We start from the raw sequence: 24,905 nt of genomic DNA on the forward strand, positions 1-24,905 counted from the left end.
CACACGGGTTCGCCAACTCCGCCCACCAAGCCCCACCTCACCCGTCCCGTCCCGTCCCACCTCACCCACCCCCGCCCGGCGCCAACGCCCCCCACCCCACCGTCACTTCGCCCTGCCGCCACCGCGAAGGCCCGTCCGTCACCGGCCAGTCGGTCGTCAGGTCCCGTACCGTGCGGATCCACCGCTGTCGGGCGCCGTACGACGCGTAGGGCGCGGCGGCTGCCCACGCGCGGTCGAAGTCGCGCAGGAAGCGGTGTACCGGCTCACCCGGGACGTTGCGGTGGATCAGTGCCTTCGGCAGCCGCTCGGCGAGGTCGGAGGGCCGTTCCAGCGAGCCGAGCCGGGCCGCGAAGGTGACCGTTCGCGGCCCCTCGGGTCCGAGTGCGACCCACACGTGCCGGCGTCCGATCTCGTCGCAGGTCCCCTCGACGAGCAGCCCGCCGCGCGACCCCCGTGCCGGGTCGGCCGGAGCCAGCCGGGCACACAGTCGCTCCCATACGGCGGCCACCTCCCCCTCGTCGTACTGGCGCAGCACGTTGGCCGCCCGGATGAGCAGCGGCCGCTGGGGGAGCGGGATCTCGAACCCGCCGTGCCGGAAGACGAGCCCGTCCCGTTCGTACGGCTTCGCGGCCGTCACCCGGGCCGGTTCGATCTCCACGCCGACCACGCGCGTGCGTGGAGCGTTCTCGCGGAGCCGGGCGAGCAGTTCGACGGCGGTCCAGGGCGCGGCCCCGTACCCGAGGTCGACGGCTACCGGATCGGCGGCGCGGCGCAGTTCGGCGCCGTGCGTGGCCGCGATCCACCGGTCCATGCGGCGCAGCCGGTTGGGGTTGGTCGTCCCGCGCGTGACCGTGCCCACAGGGCGGGAGGCGGCGCGGGAAGTCATGCCTAAGAGGGTATGCGGCGGGGACCCGGGTCACCGCGGGCGAGATGTCTCGCCTCACCGCGCCCCGCCGCGCCGTACCCGGGCCTTCGGGCACAGCTGACGCACTCATTCATCGAACGGTTGAGCGACCCCCGGTAATACCTCGGCAAAAACCACCCCGCCCGGAATGGGAATGCCACCCTCCGGTGTTCCCACCCTTGGAGGGGCCCCACGCCCTCCGCCCGGCATGCCCGCTGCAAGGAGGAACGCCACGTGAGCCACTACGTCAGCAGGCTCCAGCGTCGCTCCCAGGTCGCCCCCCACCGGTTGCGCCTGCACCGCCGCCCCCGCCGCGTCGCCATGCTCTCCGTGCACACCTCACCGCTCCACCAGCCCGGCACCGGCGACGCCGGCGGCATGAACGTCTACATCGTCGAGCTCGCCCAGCGCCTCGCCGCGATCAACATCGAGGTCGAGATCTTCACGCGCGCGACGACGGGCGGCCTCCCGCCCACCGTCGAGATGGCCCCCGGCGTCCTGGTCCGCCACATCGACGCGGGCCCCTACGAGGGCCTCAACAAAGAGGACCTCCCCGCCCAGCTGTGCGCCTTCACCCACGGTGTGATGCAGGCCTGGGCCGGTCACCGCCCGGGCCACTACGACCTGGTCCACTCGCACTACTGGCTCTCCGGCCACGTCGGCTGGCTCGCCGCCCAGCGCTGGGGCACCCCGCTCGTGCACGCCATGCACACCATGGCCAAGGTCAAGAACGCCAACCTCGCCGACGGCGACACCCCCGAGCCCGCCGCCCGCGTCATCGGCGAGACCCAGATCGTCGCCGCCGCGGACCGCCTCATCGCGAACACCGCCGAGGAGCGCGAGGAACTCGTCCGCCACTACGCCGCCGACCCCGCCAAGGTCGCCGTCGTCCACCCCGGTGTGAACCTCGAGCGCTTCCGCCCGGCGGACGGCCGAGCGGCCGCCCGGGCCCGCCTCGGTCTGCCCCAGGACGCCCTGATCCCCCTCTTCGCGGGCCGCATCCAGCCCCTGAAGGCTCCCGACATCCTGCTCCGCGCGGTCGCCGTCCTCCTCGACCAGCGGCCCGACCTGCGCTCGCGCATCCTCGTCCCGGTCGTCGGCGGCCTCAGCGGCAGCGGCCTCGCCAAACCCGAGGGCCTGCAGAAACTTGCCTCCCGCCTCGGCATCGCGGATGTCGTACGGTTCCACCCGCCCGTCGGCCAGGACCAGCTCGCCGACTGGTTCCGGGCCGCGTCCGTGCTGGTCATGCCCTCCTACAGCGAGTCCTTCGGCCTGGTCGCCATAGAGGCCCAGGCGGCCGGTACCCCGGTGCTCGCGGCGGCGGTCGGCGGGCTGCCGGTGGCCGTGGCCGACGAACGGACCGGTTTCCTCGTACGCGGACACGATCCGGCCGCCTACGCGCGCGTGCTGCGCGACTTCGCCGACGACCCGGCGCTCACACCCCGCATGGGCGAGGCGGCCGCCCGGCACGCCCAGTTGTTCGGCTGGGACACCGCGGCCGCGGCGACGGCGGACGTGTATGTGGCCGCCGCGCAGTCGTACCGGCGTCACGTACGCTCGCTCCATGGCTGAGGCAGAGAAGGCGGCACAGGTCATCGAGGGCGTCCTCAAGGACGCCGAGATCGAGTGGGAGAGCCCCGCACCCGGCAATTACGTCGTGCAGCTCCCCGGCACCCGCAAGCTGAAGACGACCGTCTCGCTCCTCGTCGGCCGCCACTCCCTGTCGCTGAACGCCTTCGTCATCCGCCACCCCGACGAGAACGAACCCGCCGTCCACCGCTGGCTCCTGGAACGCAACCTCAAGCTGTACGGCGTGAGTTACGCCGTCGACCGGCTCGGCGACGTCTACGTCACCGGCAAGCTCCCCCTCGCCGCGGTCACCGCCGACGAGGTCGACCGCCTCCTGGGCCAGGTCCTGGAGGCGGCCGACGGCAGCTTCAACACCCTGCTGGAGCTGGGTTTCGCCACCGCGATCCGCAAGGAGTACGAGTGGCGGGTGTCCCGGGGCGAGTCGACGCGCAACCTGGACGCGTTCGCGCATCTGACCCGGCGGTCGCAGGACTGAGCCGGAGGATTTCCGCGGTCCTACGACTCGCCGGGCGCGGCCTGCTTGTCCGGCTGGTCCGCGAAGGCCCGCAGCGCGTCGGCGAGTTCCTTCTTGGTGGGCAGCTCGTCGACCTTCTTGTCGAGCTCGGCGATACGGCGGTTGAGCTCCGCCAGATCGCTCGGGGCGGAGGGTTCGCCCGTGGGCCCGCCCGTGGGTTCGTCGGTGACCGGGGGATCGTCCGGGGAGGTGGATCCCGGGCTGGGACCGGACCCGCCGGTGCCGCCCTCGTCGCCACCGACCGTACTGCCGTCGCTGTCGCCACCGCCGCTGCCGCTGCCGCTGCCACCGACTGTGCCCGCGTCCGGTGGGAGGCTGGTCGTCACGCTCGGCTCGGCCCCGCTGGGCTCGTCGTCCGAGCTCGCGGCGATGGCGCCCCCACGCTGAGGGCGACCAGGGCGGCAGCGCCCGCGACGGCCACGGAGAGACGTCTGAACGGTAAGGAGTTCTGTCTGTCATCCATACCGGCGACGCCAACCAGCGACGCCAACCAGCGACGCCAACCAGCGTCGATCACCGGACGGACGCCTTCCGTCGAACACCCGCTTAGAGTCCGGCCCTTCCGGCCCTGGAGCTGTTGCGATAACGCCCCGGCGTCACCCCCACCAGCCGCTTGAAGTGCCGGGTGAGATGGGCCTGGTCGTGGAAACCGGTGAGCGCGGCGACCTCGGCGGGACCCTGCCCCGCGAGCAGCAGGCGCCGGGCCCGGTCGACACGGCGGGAGGTGAGGTACTGGTGCGGCGCGATGCCGTAGGCGGCACTGAAGGACCGTACGAGATGCGCCGGATGGGCCTGTACGGCCCCTGCCGCCTCCTCCAGCGACAGCCCCTCCACGACCCGCTCGTCGAGGAGTTCGCGCAGCCGGCGGGCGAGGGCGGGGTCGCGGCGCGCGGGGTCGTCGTACAGCGGCGGTCGCAGCAGGGACCTGAGCCGGTCGCCGATGAGCGTCAGCCTGCTCTCCGCCTCGAACTCCTCGCCGGGCCTGGTCAGCGACGTGTGCAACTGCCCCACCCGCTGCCGCAGTACGGGATCACGCAGATCGGGCCCGTCGACGGCCGCCCCGATGAGCTCGTCGCCGAGGTGGGTGTGGTCGAGGTAGAGAACCCGCTTGCGGAAGCCGTCCGGGGTGGCGGGCGAGCCGTTGTGCGGGACGTGCGGCGGCAGCAGGGAGACGGTGTCGTCCGGCGTGCCGTGCTCGTGCCGGTCGAGGTCGTACCGTACGGCCCCGTCGTCCACGATGAGCAGCGTCCACGCCTCGTGCACATGCATCGGGTACGCGTACTCGGTGAAGTGGGCGTGGAAGACCTCGGTGACACCCGGAACGGCGGGGCGCCATGCGGTGACCTGTTGCCGCGTGGTCATGCAAAGAACGTACAAGACGAGGTCGTACGACGCCCGCGAGTCTCATCCCATGAGCACTGAACCCATCCGCTTCGACACCAAGATCGCCGTCCTGCTGCGCGAGGACCTCGAGACCTGGCAGCGCCTGAACGTCACCGCGTTCCTCGTCAGCGGCCTGGGCACCCAGGCCCCCGAGGTGGTCGGCGAACCGTACGAGGACGCCGACGGCGTGCCCTACCTGCCGATGTTCCGGCAGCCGGTGCTGGTCTTCGAGGGCACCAAGGAGATGCTGAAGACGGCCCACACGCGCGTGCTGTCCCGTTCGCTCCCGCGCGCGCTCTTCACGAGCGACCTGTTCGCCACGGGCAACGACCGGGACAACCGCGCGGCGGTGCGGGCGGTGGCGACGGGGGAGCTGGACCTGGTGGGCCTCGCGGTCCACGGCCCGCGCAATGCCGTGGACAAGGTGCTCAAGGGCGCGCGGATGCATCCGTGACGGAACTGCACCGCAGCTGCGTCACGGCGTTCTCGGCGGCCGTCTCCCCGGACAGGCGCCGCATCAGCACCGCGTACCCGACCGCCGCCACCGTCCCGACGGCCGCGCACAGCCCCCACAGCCACCGCGCCCCGAACCGGTCGATGACGACACCGGACATCAGGGGCGCCACGAGGGCGGCGACGGACCAGGACAGGGTGTACATGCCCTGGTAGCGGCCGCGGCCGTGGGCGGGGGAGAGGCGCACGACGAGCCCGGTCTGGGTGGGCGCGTTGATCATCTCGCCCAGGGTCCACACGCACACGGTGAGGGCGATGAGGCCGATGGACCCGGCGAAGACGGTGAGCCCGAAGCCGTATCCCGCGAGCAGCGACGAGACGACGAGGAGCCGCTGGGGATCCCGGTCCTGGATGAACCGGGTCACCGGAATCTGCAGCGCGACGATCAGCACGCCGTTGAGCGCGATGGCCAGGCCGTAGTCGGCCGGTGTGAACCCGGCCTCGCCCATCGCGACGGGCAGCCCGATCGAACCCTGCTGGAAGACCACGGCGACCAGGAAGGACAGCCCTACGACACTCATGAACCGCCCGTCGCGCAGGACGGTGCCGAGGCGGACGTCGTCGGGGGCCTTCTCGGCGTGCTGTGCGAGGGGCCGGGACTCGGGCAGCTTGAGGAAGACGACGACCGCGCAGACGGCGGTCATCGCGGCCTCGATCAGGAAGCCCGCGAGATAGCTGTACTCGGCGATGAACCCGGCGGCCATGGAGGAGACGGCGAAACCGAGGTTGATGGCCCAGTAGTTGAGCGAGAAGGCCCTGACCCGGTCCTCGGGCCGCACGATGTCGGCCATCATCGCCTGCACGGCCGGCCGGGAGGCGTTGGAGGTCATGCCGACGAGGAACGCGACGGCGGCGATGGCGATGGGGTGCTGCATGAAGCCGAGCAGCGCGACGGAGGCGGCGGTGGCGGACTGCGCGACGAGCAGGGTGGGCCGCCGCCCGAGCCGGTCGGTCATGACCCCCGCCCCGATCGACGAGACGACTCCGCCCAGGCCGTGCAGCGAGGCGACGAGACCGGCGTAGGAGGCGGAGTAGCCGCGGTCGAGGGTGAGGTAGAGGGCCATGAAGGTGGCGACGAAGGCGCCGAGCCGGTTGACGAGGGTGCTGGTCCACAGCCACCAGAACGCGGGGGGAAGCCCGGAGACGGTCTCACGGGTGGCGCGTCTCAGGGTGGCGAGTGGCATGGACGGTCCCCCACGTATGTAAGCGGCTCTTTAGGCGAGCACACCTTACGAAGAGGAGGCGGCCCGGGGCCACTCAATTAACGGATCCCGCCAACCGTCCGTCTGTCGAGCGGGCTCCACCCGGACCGAGGGCGTGGATTACGCTCATACGCATGGCCGACGCACCGTACAAGCTGATCCTCCTCCGCCACGGCGAGAGCGAATGGAACGCGAAGAACCTGTTCACCGGCTGGGTGGACGTCAACCTCAACGAGAAGGGCGAGAAGGAGGCAGTCCGCGGCGGCGAACTCCTGAAGGACGCCGACCTCCTGCCCGACGTGCTCCACACGTCCCTCCAGAAGCGCGCGATCCGCACGGCCCAGCTGGCCCTCGAATCCGCCGACCGCCACTGGATCCCGGTCCACCGCTCGTGGCGCCTGAACGAACGCCACTACGGCGCCCTCCAGGGCAAGGACAAGGCCCAGACCCTCGCGGAGTTCGGCGAGGAGCAGTTCATGCTGTGGCGCCGCTCCTACGACACCCCGCCGCCCCCGCTGTCGGACGACTCCGAGTTCTCCCAGGCGTCCGACCCCCGCTACGCCACGATCCCCCCGGAGCTCCGCCCCCGCACGGAGTGCCTGAAGGACGTCGTCGTCCGCATGCTTCCGTACTGGTACGACGGCATCGTCCCGGACCTCCTCGCCGGCCGCACGGTCCTGGTCGCGGCCCACGGCAACAGCCTCCGGGCCCTGGTCAAGCACCTGGACGGCATCTCCGACGCCGACATCGCGGGCCTGAACATCCCGACGGGCATCCCCCTGTACTACGAACTCGACGCGTCCTTCAAGCCGGTGACGCCGGGCGGCAAGTACCTGGACCCGGAGGCGGCTGCGGCGGCCATCGAGGCGGTCAAGAACCAGGGCAAGAAGAAGTAAGCCTGATGCATCAGGCCTCCTACCAGGGATTTCTCCGCTGCTAGGAGGCCTGATGTTGCGTCTGGGCCGTGGTGGGGCCGTGACGCTAGATGGTCCGCCTCTTCCAGACGCGGACGCTCACTCGGAACGTGACGAGGAAGGCCCCGATGGCGACGGCCCACTCGGGAGCTCCCACCCAGATGCCGAGGGAACTGCCCGCGCCCCCGACCAGCGCGAACGAAGGTTCGCGGGGAGCGATGTCGATGCTTACGCCGAAGCGTGGCACCATGGTGTTCTCCATGGGTTCCTCCTAGTTGTCGCAACGAAAAGGCACTAATGGAGATCGAAGGCCACCCATTGCCCTGGGTGGCCTTCTCGCTTCCCCGCTAGCGATCTGGACGATATTGCACCGCTGTCATGTCGTGCAAATCCCTGCACAGTTGCGGAACTGATGCCTCCGTATCGGTGTCTGGTGGGTCGATAGGCTTAAGCTGTCGAGTCTTCTGTTGAACCTTGTTTCCCACGTGCCCTGTTTCCTTAAATCCGGTCACCTACGCCGGGCTGTAGAGGTAGCCAGGCACCCGGCCGGGCGGCCGGCCGGGCGGGAGGGCAGGCGTCCGACCGGGCGGGAGGGCAGGTGGGTGGCCACCACCCGGCCGGGCGGGTGCGGTCGAGAATTGTGTGGTGCAACTTTGCCGAGCCGGGCCAATGTTCACGGACCAAAGTTCACGGATGGTGAATCCAAATGCTGTGGTCCGCGAATTGTGTGGCGCAACTTTGCCGAGCCGGACCAATGTTCACGGACCAAAGTTCACGGATGGAGATCCGAGACGCAGGGTCTGCGGGTCAAGCGAAGACGGCCGCAATCGCCTTGCGGGTGCGCTCCTGGCTGGACGGCATGAGGTGCGCGTACACGCGGAGCGTCAGGCCCGGGTCCGAGTGGCCGAGGTACTCGGCCAGGGCCTTGATGTTCTCCCCGGCGTCCAGGAGCACCGAGGCGTAGAAGTGCCGGAGGGCGTGCATGCCGTTCTCGCGGGACTCGGCGTAGGACTCGCCCTGCTTCCGCTCGGGGATCACCCCGGCCGAGGCGAGAGCCCGCTTCCACACTTCCTCGTTGAGGGACGTCCGCCAGACATGACCGCCACGCGGGCCGGTGAAGATCAGCCGCTTGGTCACCGGAGGCCCGGCCGCCACCTTCCACGGCAAGGTGATGTCGACCGGCGGGAATCGTTTCATGTGGGCCCGCAAGGCATCAGCGACCGGCCCAGGAAGCGGCACGTCCCGGAGCTTGCCACCCTTGGGCGGGGCGAACACGGCCTTGCTCCGGCTCAGCTTGAGTTGCTGGACCACGTGGAGCGGGCCCGACTCGAAGTCGATCGCATCGACTGCCACACCGAGGATCTCGCCCTGTCGCAGCCCGCAGCCGCCACCTAGGTCAACCATGGCCCGGAACCGCTCGGGCATGCCGGCCCGGACGGCGAAGACACGCTCCGGTGTCCAGGGAGCCACGCGCCTGTCATCGACGGTCGGCGGCCGGACCGATCGAGCCGCACACGGATTCCGGGGAAGGTGCCCGTCGTCCACGGCCGCGCTGAGGGCGGCACGCACGTTTGAGTAGATGGTGCGGGCGTACGAGCCCCGGATGCCGTTCTCGCTCAGCTGCCGCACCCAGTCCCGGATGTGCGCAGGCTGGAAGGAGCCGAGTGGGCGCGATCCCAGGTATGGGAAGGCGTGCAGCCGAAGCTGTGACTCCATCGAAGCCTGGGTGTTCGGGTCGGCTCCCTGGGTGGATACCCATGTCTCGGCGTACTGCTGGAAGGTGACCCGAGCGGCACGCGGGTCGATGTACTGCCCGCGTGCCATGTCCGCCTCGGTGTGAGCGAGCCACTGATCAGCCAACCGCTTCTGTCTGTCGGGGAAGCTCTTGGACTTCTCCGTACCGTCCGGGCCGACGTACCGTGCGCGGTAGCGCGCACCCGAGCCATAGCGCTCGCTCTTCACTCTGCGGGCCCTGCCGTCAGGCCCAACCTCGGTCTTGAACCAACGATCTTGGATATGCCCGGCCATCAGGCAGCCGCCCTCTCAGGCCGGGTCGAAGCGCAGGTGCCGGCCGACGCGGAACCCACGGGGCCCGGTGCGCTTACGTCGCCACTGGTAGACCGTCTCGATGCTGGGCAGCTCGAACATCTCCACCAGGTCGTCAGGGGTCAGGTACCGCGAGGGAAGGGCGCGCGGTTCTGCGGCCACGTCGGCCAGGGCGAGGCGTCGGCTAGCCACGGGTGGGTTCTCCTTCGGTTCCGGGGGCGGGTTCGAGGGATGCGGACAGCCAGGCTTCGGTGTCGGAGAGGCCGGTTCCGGCGAAGACCCAATGGGCGAGGACGAGGGTCGTGGTGGTCGCCTCCGGATTTCCGGAGGTGGTCAGATCGTCGGTAACCGCTGCGGCCTGTGCTCGTCGCCATTCGGCGCGTGCGTTGCGGAGTGCGCCGAGGGTGGTGGAGTAGCGGCGGGATTTGGTGGAGAAGTGGCCGCGGAAGCCGAGCATGTGAGCCCAGGCGCGCAGGCGGAGGTGTTCGAGGTCCTTGCGTGCGCCGAGGGCCCAGGCGGTTCGGATCAGGCGGCGTGCGTGCTCGCTGATGTCGAGCTGGGCGAGTTCGGCGACGAACTTCAGCGGCCGGTCGAGAGCTCCCGTGGCGGTCTCCGCGCCCTTGGTGGCGTACTTGGCGATGTAGGCGGCGACGGCTCGTTCGGTGAGCTGCTGGCCGTCGTTGAAGTCGGCGGAGCGGATGGTGCGGACGTCGAGTTGGCGGCCGAAGACGAAGGTGTGGGCGCGGCCGTCGATCGTCGGGCCGTCGACGCGGACCTTGGAAGCGGCAGCTTCGATGGCGTCGGTCAGCAGCTCCGCGGTGGCCCACGACGGAGGCGGAGTTTCGCCGCCGCCGGGGCCGTCGAGGCGGATGACGGCGTGGAAGTGGACAGCGCCGCGCTTCTGGTACTCGGCGACCTTGGCGAACGACACGCGCGCGTGGTCCCGGAGGCGGCGTTGCGAGAGGCCCGCGCGCTTGGCGACCTCCCGGCGGAGGTAGATCGAGAAGCGCCGCCAGAGTTGGCCCGCGTGGGCGTTCCAGAGGACGGCGGCTTCGTAGTCGTAGGTGTCCGGGTGGAGCGGGGTGCCGAGGCTGTCGTCGTCCTGGTCGTGGTGGAGGCCGCAACGGCAGGGGCGGCCGTCGGTGCGGCGGTTGTGGACCGGGCCGAAGCCGGGGGCGGTGAAGGTAGCGAACGCGCGGGGGTGGGCGCCGACTTGATCGGGGGTGCCCTTGCCGCCGCGGAGTCCGGCGGTGATCAGGTGGAAGGTGTCGCGGCGGTAGACCTCGGCGCAGGCCGGGCAGCGGGTGGTGCGGCGGTTGTTGCAGCGGACGAGGAGTTGGCCGGCGGGGAGGCTGGTCGAGTCGAGGTGCTGGAGGATGCGGCCGATCTCGCCGGTGATCGTGTCGACGTCGTATTCGGTGCGGTGGCCGTCGAGGCGGATGGGGTGGGTGCAGCCGCCGAGGGTGGAGAGCTGGCGGAGGATACCGGGGAGGGTGCCCTGAGCGGCCAGGTTCGCGAGTTCCGGCACGGGGGCCGGGGTGGTGCGGGTGAAGATGGCGTTTCTCCTTCTGACTGGCTCGGTCGGTAGGAACAGGCCCCGGGGCGGCGAAATGCTTGGTCGTGTGCCGCCGCCCCGGAGGCCGAGTGGGCTTAGCGGCGGTGCTGGTCGCGGAGCAGGGAGCGCAGGACGACGGCGGCCACGGCGACGGAGATGGCCGTGACAGCGACGGCGGCCAGGAGCGCGGTGAGGACGACTCCGCCGACGACCAGGGCGACGACCGTCTTCTGATCGATGGACACCGAGGGCAGCGCGCGGCGGGCGGGTGCCGGGTCGGTGGTTGCGGTGTGGGTATGTGAGGGCGGCGGGGTCGGGTTGTCGGGGTACTTGGGCAGGAACACGGCAGACCTTCCTTATCTACTCGTCTAGATGTGTTAGCCGTTTATGACGGTCACGCCGGAGCGCGTGCCGGACTCGATGGCGGGGGCGAGGAAGGTGTGGGAGAGCCAGAAGCCGAAGAGGGCGATCAGGACGACGATCCAGGTGCGGACGCCGAGGAACTTGACCGCTCCCCAGGCGAAGAGACCGAGGACGACGACGAGCGGCAGGCTGACGGTCACGGGGCGGTAGGTCCTTTCAGCGGACGGGGCAGCGGTGGGTGCGGGCGGCCAGTTCGGCGGCGGCGCGGCTGTCGTAGTCGGCGGAGAAGCCGCAGCGCGGGGCCGTGCAGGCGGCGGTGTGCTTCTCGTGGCCCCGGCCGTCGTAGGAGGTGGCGACCTGGACGGGGCCGGTGCGGGTGACGTTGCGGAAGCGGCGGTTCGCGGACATGTGGGTCTCCTTTCAGAGTTGGGCGGCGATGGCTTCGGCCATCGGGGCCGGGACGCCGAGGCGGGCCCGGAGGGTTGGGGTGTCGATCGGGATGCCGGTACGGGTGTGGTGTTCGGCGGCGACCTTGCGGGCGTGGTCGACCAGAGCGACCGGGACCGGGACGGGCGGGGTTGGTGGGGTCGGTTCGGTGGTGGGTTGGGCAGGCGGGTCGGGTGTGGCCTCGGGCTCGTCCTCCTGGTCTTCTCTGACCTTTGTGCCGATCTTGTCGGTGGCCGCTTTGGGCGCTGAGTGGGCGAGGAGGGTCCCGCCGAGGAAGGCGACTGCGGGCCAGCCCGCGACGAGGATGCGCAGCCAGGCCGGCACGTTGGTCATGTCGAGGAGTCCGGCGGTGGCGACGTTGGCGCCGAGGGAGGCGGTGAGTGCGATGACGAACCAGCACCAGGCCGCTGCTTTGGCCGTACCGGAGCGCAGTCGACGCCATGCGGCGACGAGCAGCAGGTCAACGCTGATCGGGTAGGCCCACGCCTTCCATCCGTCCTGTCCGGCCGCCATGGCGATGTCGTGGATGTGGGCGAAGGACAGAGCGGCGGCGATGAGCGCCTGGACCAACACCGCGTCGACACGGGCCAGATGGGCGCGCACAGTCCGGCTCCTTTCAGTTTCGGGCATGACAGGGGTAGGGACGTGGCGCGAGGCGGTCACGCCGACCGGGTTGGGATGAGCTCTAGTCGGTCACCGGGTGCAGCAGGACTGTCGGGGCCAGGCTCTCGACGGGACGTGCGGGGACGTCGGGCCGGAAGGACTTGAGCGCGGCCAGGTCGGGCATCAGGTGCGCCGACTCCCGGCACATCTGGGCGGCATCGCCGAGGGACAGATATGGCGTGCGAATGCGGGACCAGCCGCCGGAGGTGTCGCCCGCGACGGCGAGGCCGGGCAGTTCGGGAGCGATGGCGCAGGCGGCGGAGACCGCTTCCGGGGCGATGTCGCCGAGCGCCATCTTGGCGGAGGCCTCGTCGTTGACACGGTGGCACACACGGCCGGTGAGCTGGGCGCGGAGCATGGTGGCGCCCTTGCCGAGTTCGGCACCGAAGCGCTGCCCGCACACCTCCAGGTAGATGCCGGCCGCGCGGCCGAGCTGGGCGAGACGGATCAGCTGGGTGACCATCTCGTCCCGCCGTTCCTCATCCTTGCGGGTTGCGGTGAGGAACAGTTCGGCCACCTCGTCGACGAACAGGACGACGGGCGCGGGCCGTTCACTCTCAGGCAGGCCCCAGATGTCGGAAGTGATCTCCTCATCCGGGGTGCCGGGCGCGATACCTTGCCGAGCCTTGATCAGGTCGTACCGGTCCTCCATTTCCTTGACCAGGGCGGGCAGCAGTTCGGCGGCTTCGTCCGGGTCGGTGGCGAGGGCGGAGAGGCGGGCGGCGAAGGGCGCCAGTTCCACGCCCCGCTTGCAGTCAACGCCGACGAGAGCGACGGGCTGTGGAGCCAGTCCCGCGATGAGGTGGCGCAGGTACATGGACTTGCCCGACAGGGTCGCGCCCAGGGTGAGTTGGTGGGGAACGGTCCGGTAGTCGCGTACGAAAGGAGTGGCGTCCTCCCTCAGAGCGACCGGCACCTTGAGAAACCCGGAGTCCGCCTTGCGCGGCATCCGGACCCGCCGCAAGACGTCGTAGCCGACAAGCCGCAGTTCCACGACACCCGGCTTGACGGTGGTGACGTAGACGGCGTGAACTCCCCAGGCGTGCCGCAGCCGTTCGGCCGAGGCGGCGACGTCGGCGGGTTCCTGCCCGGGGGCGAGCCGCAGCCGGATACGCAGCCCGGTCGAGGTCGGCCGGATGAATCCCCGGCGAGGCGGGACCGGCCGAACTTCTCGCCGGGTGGTGGTTTTCACGGCGAGGACCCGCAGCCGGGAGGGCGCGACGGTCAGGCCGCAGGCCTCCATGACGGAGCTGTACGAGCTGAGCAGGCGGACGGTGGATATCAGGCCGCCGACGGCGGACCAGTACACCGCGGGGTACTTGGCCCGGGTGTAGGCAGCCCCGCCGCCGAGCGCGGCGACAGGACCACCCACCTCCAGGAGCGTCGTCAGGTCGGTCATCAGGCGGTGGCCCCCATGACGGCCGGGAACGCGGCCGGGGTGACAGCAGCGGCCCGGTAGGCGATGCCGTGACGCTGCTGGCCGTTGAACACCGACTCCCACGGCCGGGCGACGAGCCCCGGCAGCGAGACCGGAGCACCGAGGTTCAGGCCCTCGGAGACACCGCCCTCCGGCACGGTGACCTTGATCAGCGAGGACTCGCCATCCTCGATGTAGACGACGCCGAGCGTCATCAGCGCCTCACCGCTGACGGCGTCCTTGGCGATCTCGCCGGTCTGACGGTCGCGGACCTTGGGCTCAGGAGCCTCGGTGAGGAGGATCGTGGCGGCGGAGGTCTCAACACGGATGGTACGCAAGGCAGTTTCCCCATCTACTCGTCTATACATGTAGCGATGTGTGAGCCCGATCTCCCGGGCCCACGACGATCACCCTGTCACACAACTTGCCCACTCGTCTATACGAGTATGCATGCTGAGGTGTACGAGTTCGGGCGAGCGCCCCCGCGCACCACCGCAAACCATGACGATCAGGTCGCCGGAAGCTGATACGACAGGACGTAGGCGTCCGCCGCCATGACCGTGTCGCAGACCTCGACGGCCCGCCCCTCCGTGTCGAAGGCGGTGCGGATCAGGTGGATGACGGGTACACCGGAAGCCAGCCGCAGCGTCTTGACCTCGTCCGGTGAGGGCATCCGGGCCCGGATCTCCTCTTCGAAGTGGTCCAGGCGGTGGCCGAGTTCTTCGAGACGGGCGTAGATGCCGCCGGGCCCGGGGTTGGGTTCGGCGATCTGCGTACCGCGGGCGATGTCGAGGGGCAGGAAGGAGGTGGCGAACTCGACCGGCCGCCCGTCGAGGAGGTACCGCCGGCGCCGGGCCAGCACCCGCCGCACCGAGCCGAGCCGCGTGGAGATGTCCTGACTGGCCTTCTCTTCCTTCACCTCAAGGCTGTCGACCTGGGGATGGCTGCCGACCGTGTCGGCCTCGACGATGAACGCGGACTTGCCCTGCTCCCGATGCCGACGGGCGAACCGGTCGGAGGCGAGCCTCCGCACGGGTGGCCGGGGCCGGACGAACACGCCCTTGCCGTGCTCGGCATGGACCAGTCCTTCGCCCTGGAGGATGGAGAAGGAGTTGCGGACGGTCATCCGGGATACCCCGTAGTGGTCCACAAGCTCCGCCTCGGAGGGCAGCTTCTCGCCCTCTCGGAACCGCCCACGGTCGATGGCCTCGCGCAGCTGGTCGGCGATCTGCCGGAAGACCGCACGATCGCTCGTGGGGTCGAGATCACCGAGCTGGCCGGAGGGAAGAGCAGGGGTCACGAGTGCACTCCTTTAGGTATCTAGACGTGTGGGCGAGTGTTGTTGCTACGGTGGAGAGCCTAGCCATCCGAGAGGGCCGAGGAACGTGAGCACAGAACGCCCGCACTCCGTGAGCGTGGCCGGAGTCGTCATCGACGACCTGGGCCGGGCCCTCCTGATCCAGCGCCGCGACAACGGCAAGTGGGAACCTCCGGGCGGTGTCCTCGAACGCGAGGAGACCATCCCCGAGGCTCTGCAACGCGAGGTCCTCGAAGAGACCGGCATCAAGATCGCCCTTCCGGCGACTCTGACCGGCGTCTACAAGAACATGACGGGCCTGATCGTCTCCCTGGTCTTCCGCTGCCAGGCTGCCGACGGCACGCCCACCACCGGCGACGAGACCCGCGCACTGCGCTGGGCCACCCGCGAAGAAGTCTCCGAGCTTGCCGACGAGGCATACGCCATCCGCGTTCTGGACGCGATGGACGCGGCGTCTCCACCTGTCATCCGCGCCCATGACGGCGTGAAACTCGTCTAGCCCGAACCCGCTGCACATGGCGGCCTACCAGCACGAAGGAACTTGTATGCACGAGTATACGAGTACGGCCCGGGTCTGGGGGCTCACTTGCCCTGGTTTCCCGGAAGAGGTGAGCCGGGCCCGCCGCTGGACCCGCGACATCCTGCACGGGTCGCCATGGGCGGAGGACGCCGAACTGATCGTGAGCGAGCTGAGCGCGAACGCGATCCTCCACACGGCCAGCGGCCAGGATTCGGGCAGCTTTCATCTGGCACTGGCTGTGTCGGCACAGGTCATCGCGTTGTCGCTGACGGACTGCGGAGGTGCCGGCACTGCCCCGAAGATCGAGCGCCAGGACCAGGACGCCGAGCACGGCCGAGGCTTGGGCATGGTCAGCGTGATCGCCCATCGGGTCGTGGTCCATGAGAGCGACGGCGGCCACACGGTCACCGCGGAGTTGTTCACGGGCCCGCCCGCGGGAGGCCACCCGTGCTGATGGACAAGCCGCAACGGGGCTACTGGTGCGAGTGCTGGACCGAAGACCTCACCACCGAGACACGACCGGTCCTTCGGGCTTCCTTCGACGCGTACACGGCACCGCAGGCCGACAGATGGGTAGCGGTCGCGCTCCGCACGATCTCACCGGCGCTGGACCCCGACGCTTCCCAGGAAGCGTGGGAGTGGCTGTATGACGGCCGCATCACCACGAGGAACGCACTCCTACGCGCCGAACCCAGCACGGTGACGCTCACCCAGGCCCGTACTCGCATCACATGGACGATCCGACCCGTGATCTTTCTACCGCTGGCACACCGTCAAGGGGCTGAACTTCCGTCCTGTGCTCACGGCTTCACACCGCACATGGAGTCTCGCCCACCCCAGCAGACCGACTGAGTTACAACTTTCTCTACTGGTTCAAGGCGGCTCGCTCCGCTCCCCGCGCGCGGCCCGGCCCCCGGCCGGGCCTACGCTCCTGTCTCCGCCCCGCTCCAACCCGGCCGGCGTCCGTGCCGCGCTCAGAGCAATCAGCAGCGTGGTGCCAATAAAGGGGAACGTCGTGGCTGGGGCGGTCGGCTCCACGGCTTTAGGCAGCCACTTTGGGGCGAGCCTCTAAGATCATGGCCCCAACGTCGTGCTTTAACGGGCAGGTCCACAGACTGCCCGACTCGCCGGAAGCTTACGGGGCCATGATCACTCGCCCCAAAGCAGCTCCAGCCCAAAGCCGCTCCGCCGACCTTTCAGTCACGAAAGGAGTCCGATAGCCCTGCCATAATTCCCGAGCTTGGACAAGACGTAATTCGCAATCTCCGCGCGAGAAGTCGACTTGCGCCACATCATTTCAAGACGAATGGGCCCCTCGGCACGTTCACAGTACAGATCACTGTAGTACTTATATTCCGTACCAAGCTCTCGCTCGGTCTGGAAGGAATTGATCAGGTCGACATCTTTGAGACCGGTACCGATCGCCTTGTTCAGGAGACCATCTTTCTTGGTGGCAATGAAAGCGAGACTCTCAAAGGCGGCCTGCGTGTTGCTTCCTGCCTTGCCTCCACGCTTTCGCAAACCAAGGGAGCTTCCGCTCAATAGCAAGCCTAGCTCTGCCGAGAGCAACCGCTCAACAGCCTTCGGCTCCGCGCTCGTCGACATACCGAGGTCGGCCATCTCCTGATGCAATGCAGCATCGCCGTATTGCCGTGCAACCGCCAGCGCCGTCATCATGTCTACATGGATGATCTTAGCGTCGAATACGGTGCCTAGAATACCCACCTGATCGGGTTGCTTCTTGAGATCAGCAACAATGTTTGCATTGGTCGCCGTCATAAGGCGGTCAACATCCGCGTAAGCATGACCGCCTCGCGTCAGGGCAGCGACATCCCCTTCCGGCTCATTGCCAGCAATAACCAGCGTCCAGAGGCGAAATTGCTCGGCCGCCATCAAAGCGCGAACTTTAGCGCCGTTCCGGATCAGCGCTCCACGAACCAGCGCCAGGAATCGCCCAATCGTGGAGGCTTGCTGCACCAAAGCGCTGGCGGCATCCTCAGAAATTCCCAGCGCGGCGAGGGAGGCTCCCTCATTCAGCGCACCTACAGTCCGTTCGGCGATACCGACGAACTGACTCTTTGCTGGCCCCGAAAATCGAGTGACCGGGTCCCCCACTCCGAGGAGGGCCTCACCTCCGATCTTCAGGGCCTTTTCTGTCAGTAGATCAGCGAGATCGTCAGTATTGGCGGGCCACACTACCAGTGTGTCACGACCGGCATCGGAGCGCACGAAAGAGTTAATTCCGTGCATCGCAGCCTCAATGAATTCGGCAGAGGCCTCACCCAAGGCCTCTCGACCTTCCATCACAATGACGCGAGGGACGTCGATCCGCTTTTTCCCCTGAAGCGCCTCGGTGACATTATCCGACGCAGGGATACGCTCCGTCACAAGCCCGGTGCGAAACAAGCCGATAGTATCGAGGAAGGTGGACTTTCCAGCACCTGTCTCGCCACGCAGGACCATAAGAGCCCCACGCCGCGCAGCCCTCATATCTGCGAATTGAACGTCAATCTCGACAAGCGCGCCCTGTACGGGCGTGATGATGGTTTGCAGGGCTCCGGTACCAACGTCACGCAACATCTCAAATCGGTCCGGAACGTACAAATCATCGCGAGGAGGTCCACCATTCTCGGCCATAGATGAGATTATGCCCTATAAGCCGGGTGTCTGAGATTAGCGAGTCGTTGAGCCCGGTTCCGCATGCTCTCCCGTCACACACACGCGCCCTCCCGGACCGTCCTCGGGCCGTGGAAGGGCGCCCAACGATGACCAACGTCGACAAGTGCTGACGGCTCAGCAGCAGGTCAGCACATTGATCTTCTAGGCGGCCGCAGGTCACGGCCGTCGATGATCAGTTATGGCTGAACTGGGGGCCAGCAGCTCAGGCCTATCGACCAGGCCGCGAGCGAAGGGAAGCGACGTTAAGAGCACTCGCCATCCGGGCTGTGGTTCTGCGCGAGGCACGTCCGGCTGTCTGCCGATGCCTGACAAGCCGGACTGAGTTCCCGGATGCCGCGGACACTCTGGCCGTGAAGCTCCCTAGTTCCGGAAGAATCGTCGCCCTGTCCTTACTTCCGGTTTACTGTCATCAGTCTCTTTGGGCCAGTCATCACGAACCCGCTGAACGATATCCCTGCATTTTGTGATGTTTTTGAAGAGGCTTGTCACATAGCTGCTCGAATATACATCATCGACATGCTCCACGAGAGAAAGGAGCGCTTTTTCGGTAAGCGCCGGAACTCGCCTCAGCTCCGAAGACCAATCGAACTCGGCGTCATCGATTCGCTGCAGGTCGAGTTCTCGGAAAACCAAGTGAAGTACGAGACGGTTACCTTGGAGGCAAACTGACCGCGGACGTCCATCGAGTTCCTTCTTTAGGTCAGACAGCGTGAGGTCGACAAGGCGCATGACCTCAACGCATCTCCATACACGATACGGTCCCACAGTTGGATTGAACAGCGTACGGTACGGAGGCTTTTCCGTTGATTCCCAAAGACTTCCAACCTTGCTCTTTGCAAGGACCGCCAAACTTGGCTCGCGATTCGCGCATGCCAGAGCTACGGTGGCATCCACCACTGTGCAGCCGTTTTCAACGCTGGGTACAGGTTCTCCACGTTTGATCGCGTACGTCTTCTTCAACGAAAGCACCAATTCGGTCCGCAAACGATCCTGTTGCGGATCCAAAGCCACAAAATCTCGCGTTTCCACGCTGTTTTGCGTATTTGTCGCTCTCGTGACTGCCGTTGCAAAACCCTCAGGGCAGGCTTCGAGATTAATGAATCGAACCCATACCATTGCGCCGTCGAGAGAACTCCCACTCCTTTGCCACGCCTTATGGATGCTAGCTACAGTCTGAGCACCATTTACGATACTTACTCCGGTCAGAGAAAAATCACCGAAGGTGCGGGTTGCGGCGCCGCGCGGCGTCTTCTTGATGCTCTCACAGAGGGCCGTCACGCCATTATTGAAGTACCAAAAATGATGAGGAAAATCCAGAATAGTATTTGCCAGCGCATCGTTCACGCTGGTGTTACCAAGAGCCTTGCGAATGTTCTGCGAGAACAGCCGGTCACCAAAACGTTCGTACCACTCTGCAACATTCGAAGCCGTCACAACACCATAGTAGGCTTCATATGGCTCGCTTACTGTTCCCCAATTCTCCAGTTGTGCAGGAAAATCGATTCGCGAGCCCCCCAGCCCCTCAGCAACAAAAGAATGAAACTCAGTCAGACCCAGCATCTCTACCGAAACAAGCTGTTGAGTCTCATTCATTTCGTCGAGCACGTCCTGAAAAACCGCAGCAGACGGTTTCGCCAACTCTGTTCGGCCGGTTGTGGCAACGACAAGCACGAATGTCACATCTACATCGTCGAGCGCCGCCGTAATCTGGTCCTCGCGGGCTCTGAGTCGAGGCGTGAAGCGGTCAAACTTCGTGTCGAGGAGGTCCTTAAATCCCGCAATAAAATTCCTTGAATCACCTAGGCCAAGACTGCCGTCTCCTGATCCGTCCCACTTGGACTGCACAAGAATCACCCTGTGCTGTGTGGCATCGATCGCAATGGCGTCAATTCCATTATCATGGCTGCCATCCACTACGGTTGCAGCCGCCTGGTCCGCTGAGAGTTCGGTAAACCTCTGAATCGCGAGAGCCGCTAAGGATCGGCTCAGGAGCGCCTTTTCGCGGACAGAATAGCTAGCCTTTTCGTAATCACTCATATCGATGTGATCCGCGAAACCTGTGTGCAGCGCGTCCTTGATGTGCCTGACCCACAGCTTCTTCATGCGCCCCCCGCATGCCAAGATCAGCAGAATCGTCCCTGGAACGAGCACCGTATCGATTGCACACGGTGATAGGGAAGGGTCAGGCTGTGATTGCTCGTCGACAACGCGACGCTCCGACGGTGCCGGCGGCCCCTGTGCCAGCCCGGCGCTGAGCGGCCGGTAGGACAGCAACCCCAGCACCGAAGTATGAGGACGCTGGAACCTACGACGTCCCGTCTCGGTGGACTACGACCGCACCATGCCGACGACGGCCGTAGCCAGGCCGACGAACCCGAAGACGGCCAGCCCCGCTGTCCATACTCGATGGGATCGGAGCTTGACCAGACCCTTGGATGGCAGTCCTGCAGCTCGGCATCGTTCTGCTGCGGGCGCATGGACCTCTGGAAGTCCTCTTCTCCTCTCGAACTCCTGTAGCCAGATGCTGTCGGCCAGTTCGTGGCGACGGTGCTTCGCCAGGAGCTGCACAGACATGAACGAGACGACCATCGACAGCAACCCGGAGGTGACTTTCGCCAGTTGCCCCGTGTCTGGGTTGAGAGCGATCGTCATGAGGAACGCCTGAGCCGCCAGCCCCAGGCCAGGCGCTTGCCACATCATCGAGTCGAACCCAGCGCGGCGCATGGCCACCGTTTGGTACTGGAGGAGTGCTTGCTCGTCACTCGGGGCGGGAGAAGGTGACATGTTTCCAATGCAATCAGCGGGTCGGCCGATCTGCGGGCCTATCGGTGAAGTCCCCCGTCTTCGACAGGCTGCCGCCCCAGCGTGGACGTCCCCAGCCGCGTGTGACGCACAGCCCGGCTGGCCGCGTCCGTCTCAGTTTCCGTCTCGTTCAGCTGCGTTCACGGCCGTTCAGACGAGACCAAGGTCCGGGTGGGCCCCGCAGGCCAACCGCCCATGAACCCAGGTGAACGCCCCTGCACACACCCCACGACCCCACCCCCACAGTTGGAAAGCGTGCCCCACGCCGGTCGTCGACAGACGTCCGTGACTGATCCGGGCTAGGTCGCCTCGGCTGCGAGAACCTGAGGAAGGGACCACACTCCATCAACGGCTAGGCGCGGCCTGTCGGACAAGGGGCGAGTTCCAACGACCACGTCTTCGATGACATCGACGAGGCTGCCGAACTCGATGCCGATCTGCACGGCAGCGCACCGTGCTGCCATGCACTGATAGACGGTGTCCAGGAGCACCGCGAGAAGATGTCTATCCGCGAGCGGCTCCCCGCGGTGCGCATATGCATGCCGGGCGCGAATAGCGCGGCCGATATCCCAACGGGCTGTGTGCCGGCGGATTCGGGGGTGCCGCATGTTCCCGCGCAGCATCGCCATAAGATGAGTACGCCTCAGGTGCACTAGTGGAATCCAGTCATATGCCCTGGACACGGCTGACCACTTCTGTTCGTTCACAAGGGTGAGCAGCACGTCATGATCCTTGCCGAAAACCGAAGGCGTACCGGTGATCCAGCTCTTGCGCCGCAGGAAGTGCGTTATGTGGTCGAAGTGGGCCTTGGGCTCAGAGATCGCGAGAAGGAGAGCTCCCGTCTCAATGGCGCGGGCAAAGGGGGTCTTATCGCTCCACCTGCCCGTGCTGCAGTGGAAGGCGATGTCCAGCAGGGGAATGAGCAGGATGAAGGCGCGGCGGGTGTCGTTCGCTTTCACCGCGTGCAACGCGGAGGCGTACTGATCGAATACGACATCCAACACGGGATCAGTTTTTGCACATTCCAGGACTGATTCCATGTGAGGGGCAGACGGGTAGGGCGGCGTGGTATACGAGAAAGCCGACTTCGGTTTGAAACCGACGGCCCTCCCGTTAGGATTTGGGTATGGATCCCAGACGAATACGGAAGTTCCATCACGCAGCGTCATGGGTTTCAGTGACGGTCGCAAACGTGTCTGGTACCGATCGAAGCGCTCACGGAACAGTTCCCATGCTCGGTTGGCGTCCTGGGTCTCGATAATGGCCCGCGCAAAGGTGTCAGAGAGTTCCACGTGCCCACGCCGTCGGGCCCGTTCGTACTCCGCGATCAGCGGCAGCGGCAACGAGTCCTGCCTGACCACAGAGATGCCCGAGGACGCGGGAACAAACCCCTTCTTGCCGATCGGCACCGCGACCAGAAAAGGGCGCCGATGGGACCTCTCCGAATGCCACCGCACTGCCTGGTCGAGCTGGTCCTGCAGATCGTCTCCGTTGAGTAAATGCCGCCGTGCCTGAAAGAGGATTTCATGGCTGTACCCGGCCAGGGCGAAACCTCCGGCTACGCTTTCGGCAGCGTCCATGGGGTGAAACTCAACGAAGCTTGCTTTCCAGTGCTTGAACATCACGTTGGACGTCTGCTGCGCTTCCTCGTCCACCAGCCGAGCGTAAAGCACACTGCGGTCGAGGGTCCGTCTGCCCCGGGTGTCCAGTGTGATGGCGTTGTGCTCGCGGCCCAGCATTTCGCGGGTGGTCGGCCTAAGGCGCCATCTGAAGCTGACCTCGGGATCGAAAAGCTCGGTCCAACGAGCCACGAAGAGCCTACGGCTGCCACTCATGGTCAAAATTCTCGCGTACTCCTGGTCATTGGGTGTGCGCATGCCGTCCCCCTCTGGGCAGATACAGGAATGTTAACGAGACCGGGGGGACGATGCAGACGCATTTCACTTCTTGCACTGAAACCGGATGTGAGCGCTCGTCACCTCTCACACGTAGGCTCGACGGGCGCGTCGCCACCTCGGGCCTCGGCGACACCGCCCTGAACCGGTCAGGTAAGCGACCCCTTCAGCCAGCCTGGAAGGGGCTGCCCGACTGGCGGCACCGCCCCGTGACTCTCAGCGGGAGGTTCCCGATTTCGGTGTGCCGTGTCGTCTGGCTGTCCTGCGTGAAGTCGTCCATACCCCGCACCACAACCGCACCAGATCGAGCGGGAACCAGCGGGGAGCCACGGTGCAAGCCGCCGAGCCCACCGAGGCTACAATTCCGCAGTTCGCCGAGGTTAGCATCCGATCTCGCCACAAATGCCCGCAGCGTCCCAAGCTGATGGCTCGACACCCGATGCGTAACGATCAGGCTTCGCCTCCAGCAGCAGCCTCGGTGCCCTGTGATGCTCTCGACATGGTCAGCGAGGACACCTCAACGCACGAGAGCGGCCCGACTGAGGCCCCACTGAAGGAAGCTGCGGACTTCACGAAGCGCCGTGGTAAGCCGATGACACGCAGGCTGGTCCTCACCGCGGTGCTCTCTTTGGCTGTCGGCGCCGGCATCGGCTATGTCATCGCGCACGCCTCAGGGTCTACGAGCGCCACGACGTCTGGAAGCGCCCCGATCCTTGCCGGGGTCAGACAGAGCACAGTCTGCAAACTCGTGAACGAGGCAATGCAGCGGCAGCTCAGCATCAGGAAGGCGTCCCCAGTGTCTGAGGAGAAGGGTGGAGCCTCCTGCTATCTGATGATGACGGAGGACGGCGCCACTGAACCAGCTGGCTTTGTGGTTGCCTTCTACCCCACTTCAGCGTCTTTGCAGCAGACGGTGGATGGAACAGACGTAATCCCGGAGAAGGCAGAACCGCTCCTGATCGAGGGGCGTGCAGCTGCCCGCCAGGTCCTGTACGGCGACGCGTGGAAGGCCCAGCTCACCATCGACGTAGGTAACGGAGCAACGCTCTACGTCGAGCGGTTCGGCCCCAAAGACTCATTGTCGGAACGAGAGCTGCGTCGGTCCGTCGACGACCTTGCCGCGAGTGTTCTCAAGGGTCAGAAAGCCTGAGGTTGGCGAACCGCCGCAGGGGCGCAGTGCGTCAGAGGCTGGATGCTCCTGCGTGTCTAACTGCGTGACAACGCCGACGCACAGCAGCGAACAAGCGCGAACGCCTGCGGACCACAGCACAGGTGAGAGCCAGTCCAGCACAAGTCCCAGCCCTCACCCAAGTTGCTTCGGGACGAAGCAGTCGTTCGGTCGAGGCATGAGTGCTCGCGATGGGGACCCAGCTCGTCCAAAACCCACTCACACCGAGGCTTCTGTCGCTGGCATGCTGGCAGGTCCGAGTATCGGACCGCAGCCCCAGGGGGACAGCTTGATCGTGAACCGGCGTATCGGCAGCGAACAGCCTGATGAGTACGACGAGCTAGAACAGCACCTCACCCAGAAGCTCAACGTCCCGCTCGACTGGCCCGAAGATAGCGGCCTCACCGTCAGCCACGTTGCCAAAATCGCCGCTGCTGCAACCTGTGACACCGCGTACAGCCAAGCTGCCAACGGTCACTTGATCGACCTGTTCGCGGCGCTTCCGTTGCCGGGAACCACAGAAGGGAAGGACTTCTGGGAGCGCATCCGCGACACCGGAGGCAGCGCAGCCTGGAACATCCACCCTGCCAACATGGGCGGGCCCTTCTTCGACCGTATCCATGACGGCAACGAGGGCGGCATCGCCTCCCGCGTCCTGAGCTTCCTGGAGGAGCTGACGCCAGCTCAGCGCACGGCTGTGGCAGAAGCCATCGGCTCAGTCCTCGACAACGGCACCATTGGCGTTAGTGGTCGCTACGGGGGCGAGCTGTGGCTACGGGACGCAGAGATGAGCGCATGGCGCGTCGCGCTGGCCAGTCGGCGGGAGGTCGAAACGGCGCAGGACCGTGAGCGATTCTTCGAAGCATGGCGTCGCGCCTGACCGCCCGGCGCACCTCAAGTCGCGTACAGCAGAGAAGTACCGCAACCACAGCAACCAACCCCGTCTAACAGGATCCGCCCATGGCTCCTCAACGAACGGTCTGACGGGCCTTGACCCGGAATCTTGGACACG

The 24,905-nt window shown here is 66.5% G+C and carries 28 protein-coding genes; 9 read left to right on the forward strand and 19 right to left on the reverse strand.

The window, feature by feature from the left end:
* Positions 1 to 61: 61 nt before the first annotated feature.
* Positions 62 to 886, reverse strand: coding sequence for a class I SAM-dependent methyltransferase (locus ACFVYN_RS36950; protein WP_390006548.1), 825 nt, complete (start codon positions 884 to 886; stop codon positions 62 to 64).
* A gap of 252 nt (positions 887 to 1,138) precedes the next feature.
* Between ACFVYN_RS36950 and mshA the strand changes: the two genes are divergently transcribed.
* Positions 1,139 to 2,476, forward strand: coding sequence for a D-inositol-3-phosphate glycosyltransferase (gene mshA / locus ACFVYN_RS36955; protein WP_390006550.1), 1,338 nt, complete (start codon positions 1,139 to 1,141; stop codon positions 2,474 to 2,476).
* Complete coding sequence (locus ACFVYN_RS36960) at positions 2,469 to 2,969, forward strand: YbjN domain-containing protein (protein ID WP_390006552.1); 501 nt, start codon at positions 2,469 to 2,471, stop codon at positions 2,967 to 2,969. The genes mshA and ACFVYN_RS36960 overlap by 8 nt, the downstream gene beginning before the upstream one ends.
* 20 nt (positions 2,970 to 2,989) lie before the next feature.
* Here ACFVYN_RS36960 and ACFVYN_RS36965 read toward each other — a convergent pair whose 3' ends face one another.
* A complete protein-coding gene (locus tag ACFVYN_RS36965) occupies positions 2,990 to 3,334 on the reverse strand; it encodes a hypothetical protein (protein WP_390006553.1) in 345 nt (114 codons plus the stop codon).
* A gap of 220 nt (positions 3,335 to 3,554) precedes the next feature.
* Positions 3,555 to 4,370 (reverse strand): AraC family transcriptional regulator, encoded by an 816-nt coding sequence (locus tag ACFVYN_RS36970; RefSeq protein ID WP_390006554.1) that lies wholly within the window; start codon positions 4,368 to 4,370, stop codon positions 3,555 to 3,557.
* A gap of 49 nt (positions 4,371 to 4,419) precedes the next feature.
* Between ACFVYN_RS36970 and ACFVYN_RS36975 the strand changes: the two genes are divergently transcribed.
* Positions 4,420 to 4,845 (forward strand): DUF2000 family protein, encoded by a 426-nt coding sequence (locus tag ACFVYN_RS36975; RefSeq protein ID WP_390006555.1) that lies wholly within the window; start codon positions 4,420 to 4,422, stop codon positions 4,843 to 4,845.
* On the opposite strand, the gene ACFVYN_RS36980 is transcribed toward ACFVYN_RS36975, so the two are convergent.
* Positions 4,820 to 6,088 (reverse strand): MDR family MFS transporter, encoded by a 1,269-nt coding sequence (locus ACFVYN_RS36980; RefSeq protein ID WP_390006556.1) that lies wholly within the window; start codon positions 6,086 to 6,088, stop codon positions 4,820 to 4,822. The genes ACFVYN_RS36975 and ACFVYN_RS36980 overlap by 26 nt on opposite strands.
* A 152-nt stretch (positions 6,089 to 6,240) precedes the next feature.
* Here ACFVYN_RS36980 and ACFVYN_RS36985 point away from each other — a divergent pair, with 152 nt between their 5' ends.
* On the forward strand, positions 6,241 to 7,002 hold the full coding sequence (locus ACFVYN_RS36985; RefSeq protein WP_390006557.1) for a phosphoglyceromutase: 762 nt from the start codon (positions 6,241 to 6,243) through the stop codon (positions 7,000 to 7,002).
* Positions 7,003 to 7,087: 85 nt separating this feature from the next.
* Here the strand turns inward: ACFVYN_RS36985 and ACFVYN_RS36990 are convergent, their stop codons facing one another.
* The 11 genes from ACFVYN_RS36990 to ACFVYN_RS37040 all read right to left on the reverse strand — a co-directional run bounded on the left by ACFVYN_RS36990 (position 7,088) and on the right by ACFVYN_RS37040 (position 14,811).
* Positions 7,088 to 7,282 (reverse strand): hypothetical protein, encoded by a 195-nt coding sequence (locus ACFVYN_RS36990; RefSeq protein ID WP_390006559.1) that lies wholly within the window; start codon positions 7,280 to 7,282, stop codon positions 7,088 to 7,090.
* A 545-nt stretch (positions 7,283 to 7,827) separates the two neighbouring features.
* Entirely contained in the window at positions 7,828 to 9,048 is a 1,221-nt protein-coding gene (locus ACFVYN_RS36995; protein WP_390006561.1) for a tyrosine-type recombinase/integrase, read from the reverse strand.
* A gap of 15 nt (positions 9,049 to 9,063) precedes the next feature.
* Positions 9,064 to 9,258 (reverse strand): DNA-binding protein, encoded by a 195-nt coding sequence (locus ACFVYN_RS37000; protein WP_390006562.1) that lies wholly within the window; start codon positions 9,256 to 9,258, stop codon positions 9,064 to 9,066.
* Positions 9,251 to 10,594, reverse strand: coding sequence for a replication initiator (locus tag ACFVYN_RS37005; RefSeq protein WP_390006563.1), 1,344 nt, complete (start codon positions 10,592 to 10,594; stop codon positions 9,251 to 9,253). The genes ACFVYN_RS37000 and ACFVYN_RS37005 overlap by 8 nt, the downstream gene beginning before the upstream one ends.
* A gap of 122 nt (positions 10,595 to 10,716) precedes the next feature.
* A complete protein-coding gene (locus ACFVYN_RS37010; protein WP_390006564.1) occupies positions 10,717 to 10,965 on the reverse strand; it encodes a SpdD protein in 249 nt (82 codons plus the stop codon).
* A gap of 33 nt (positions 10,966 to 10,998) precedes the next feature.
* A complete protein-coding gene (locus ACFVYN_RS37015; RefSeq protein ID WP_356350966.1) occupies positions 10,999 to 11,184 on the reverse strand; it encodes a hypothetical protein in 186 nt (61 codons plus the stop codon).
* Positions 11,185 to 11,200: 16 nt separating this feature from the next.
* Complete coding sequence (locus ACFVYN_RS37020) at positions 11,201 to 11,392, reverse strand: mobile element transfer protein (protein ID WP_390006565.1); 192 nt, start codon at positions 11,390 to 11,392, stop codon at positions 11,201 to 11,203.
* A 12-nt stretch (positions 11,393 to 11,404) separates the two neighbouring features.
* Positions 11,405 to 12,034, reverse strand: a complete 630-nt coding sequence (locus ACFVYN_RS37025) for a DUF2637 domain-containing protein (RefSeq protein WP_390006566.1) — start codon at positions 12,032 to 12,034, stop codon at positions 11,405 to 11,407.
* An 82-nt stretch (positions 12,035 to 12,116) separates the two neighbouring features.
* On the reverse strand, positions 12,117 to 13,493 hold the full coding sequence (locus ACFVYN_RS37030; RefSeq protein WP_390006567.1) for an FtsK/SpoIIIE domain-containing protein: 1,377 nt from the start codon (positions 13,491 to 13,493) through the stop codon (positions 12,117 to 12,119).
* Positions 13,493 to 13,849 carry a hypothetical protein gene (locus tag ACFVYN_RS37035; protein WP_266399778.1) on the reverse strand — a complete coding sequence of 119 codons (357 nt, stop codon included), beginning with the start codon at positions 13,847 to 13,849 and terminating at the stop codon, positions 13,493 to 13,495. Before ACFVYN_RS37035 ends, ACFVYN_RS37030 begins: the two co-directional genes overlap by 1 nt.
* A 170-nt stretch (positions 13,850 to 14,019) precedes the next feature.
* Complete coding sequence (locus ACFVYN_RS37040) at positions 14,020 to 14,811, reverse strand: GntR family transcriptional regulator (RefSeq protein ID WP_390006569.1); 792 nt, start codon at positions 14,809 to 14,811, stop codon at positions 14,020 to 14,022.
* 109 nt (positions 14,812 to 14,920) lie between these two features.
* Here ACFVYN_RS37040 and ACFVYN_RS37045 point away from each other — a divergent pair, with 109 nt between their 5' ends.
* From ACFVYN_RS37045 to ACFVYN_RS37055, 3 genes are read left to right on the forward strand one after another with little or no spacing between them, the layout of a single operon-like run.
* Positions 14,921 to 15,328 carry an NUDIX hydrolase gene (locus ACFVYN_RS37045; RefSeq protein WP_390006590.1) on the forward strand — a complete coding sequence of 136 codons (408 nt, stop codon included), beginning with the start codon at positions 14,921 to 14,923 and terminating at the stop codon, positions 15,326 to 15,328.
* Between the two features lie 46 nt (positions 15,329 to 15,374).
* Positions 15,375 to 15,803 (forward strand): ATP-binding protein, encoded by a 429-nt coding sequence (locus tag ACFVYN_RS37050; protein WP_390006570.1) that lies wholly within the window; start codon positions 15,375 to 15,377, stop codon positions 15,801 to 15,803.
* Entirely contained in the window at positions 15,803 to 16,201 is a 399-nt protein-coding gene (locus ACFVYN_RS37055) for a hypothetical protein (protein ID WP_390006591.1), read from the forward strand. Before ACFVYN_RS37050 ends, ACFVYN_RS37055 begins: the two co-directional genes overlap by 1 nt.
* A 348-nt stretch (positions 16,202 to 16,549) precedes the next feature.
* Here ACFVYN_RS37055 and ACFVYN_RS37060 read toward each other — a convergent pair whose 3' ends face one another.
* The 4 genes from ACFVYN_RS37060 to ACFVYN_RS37075 all read right to left on the reverse strand — a co-directional run bounded on the left by ACFVYN_RS37060 (position 16,550) and on the right by ACFVYN_RS37075 (position 22,707).
* Complete coding sequence (locus tag ACFVYN_RS37060) at positions 16,550 to 17,986, reverse strand: hypothetical protein (RefSeq protein WP_390006572.1); 1,437 nt, start codon at positions 17,984 to 17,986, stop codon at positions 16,550 to 16,552.
* Between the two features lie 402 nt (positions 17,987 to 18,388).
* A complete protein-coding gene (locus ACFVYN_RS37065; RefSeq protein ID WP_390006573.1) occupies positions 18,389 to 20,311 on the reverse strand; it encodes an AIPR family protein in 1,923 nt (640 codons plus the stop codon).
* 45 nt (positions 20,312 to 20,356) lie between these two features.
* The gene (locus tag ACFVYN_RS37070) at positions 20,357 to 20,812 is read right to left on the reverse strand and encodes a hypothetical protein (protein ID WP_390006574.1); all 456 of its coding nucleotides are present in this window, start codon (positions 20,810 to 20,812) and stop codon (positions 20,357 to 20,359) included.
* Between the two features lie 317 nt (positions 20,813 to 21,129).
* Positions 21,130 to 22,707 (reverse strand): hypothetical protein, encoded by a 1,578-nt coding sequence (locus ACFVYN_RS37075; RefSeq protein WP_390006576.1) that lies wholly within the window; start codon positions 22,705 to 22,707, stop codon positions 21,130 to 21,132.
* 517 nt (positions 22,708 to 23,224) lie between these two features.
* On the opposite strand from ACFVYN_RS37075, the gene ACFVYN_RS37080 reads away from it, so the two are divergent.
* Both ACFVYN_RS37080 and ACFVYN_RS37085 read left to right on the forward strand, forming a co-directional pair.
* Positions 23,225 to 23,875, forward strand: a complete 651-nt coding sequence (locus ACFVYN_RS37080; protein ID WP_390006578.1) for a hypothetical protein — start codon at positions 23,225 to 23,227, stop codon at positions 23,873 to 23,875.
* Positions 23,876 to 24,188: 313 nt separating this feature from the next.
* Positions 24,189 to 24,773 carry a hypothetical protein gene (locus ACFVYN_RS37085; protein ID WP_390006580.1) on the forward strand — a complete coding sequence of 195 codons (585 nt, stop codon included), beginning with the start codon at positions 24,189 to 24,191 and terminating at the stop codon, positions 24,771 to 24,773.
* Positions 24,774 to 24,905 lie beyond the last annotated feature (132 nt).

The organism is Streptomyces sp. NPDC058307 (assembly GCF_042880295.1).
GTDB lineage: Bacteria > Actinomycetota > Actinomycetes > Streptomycetales > Streptomycetaceae > Streptomyces.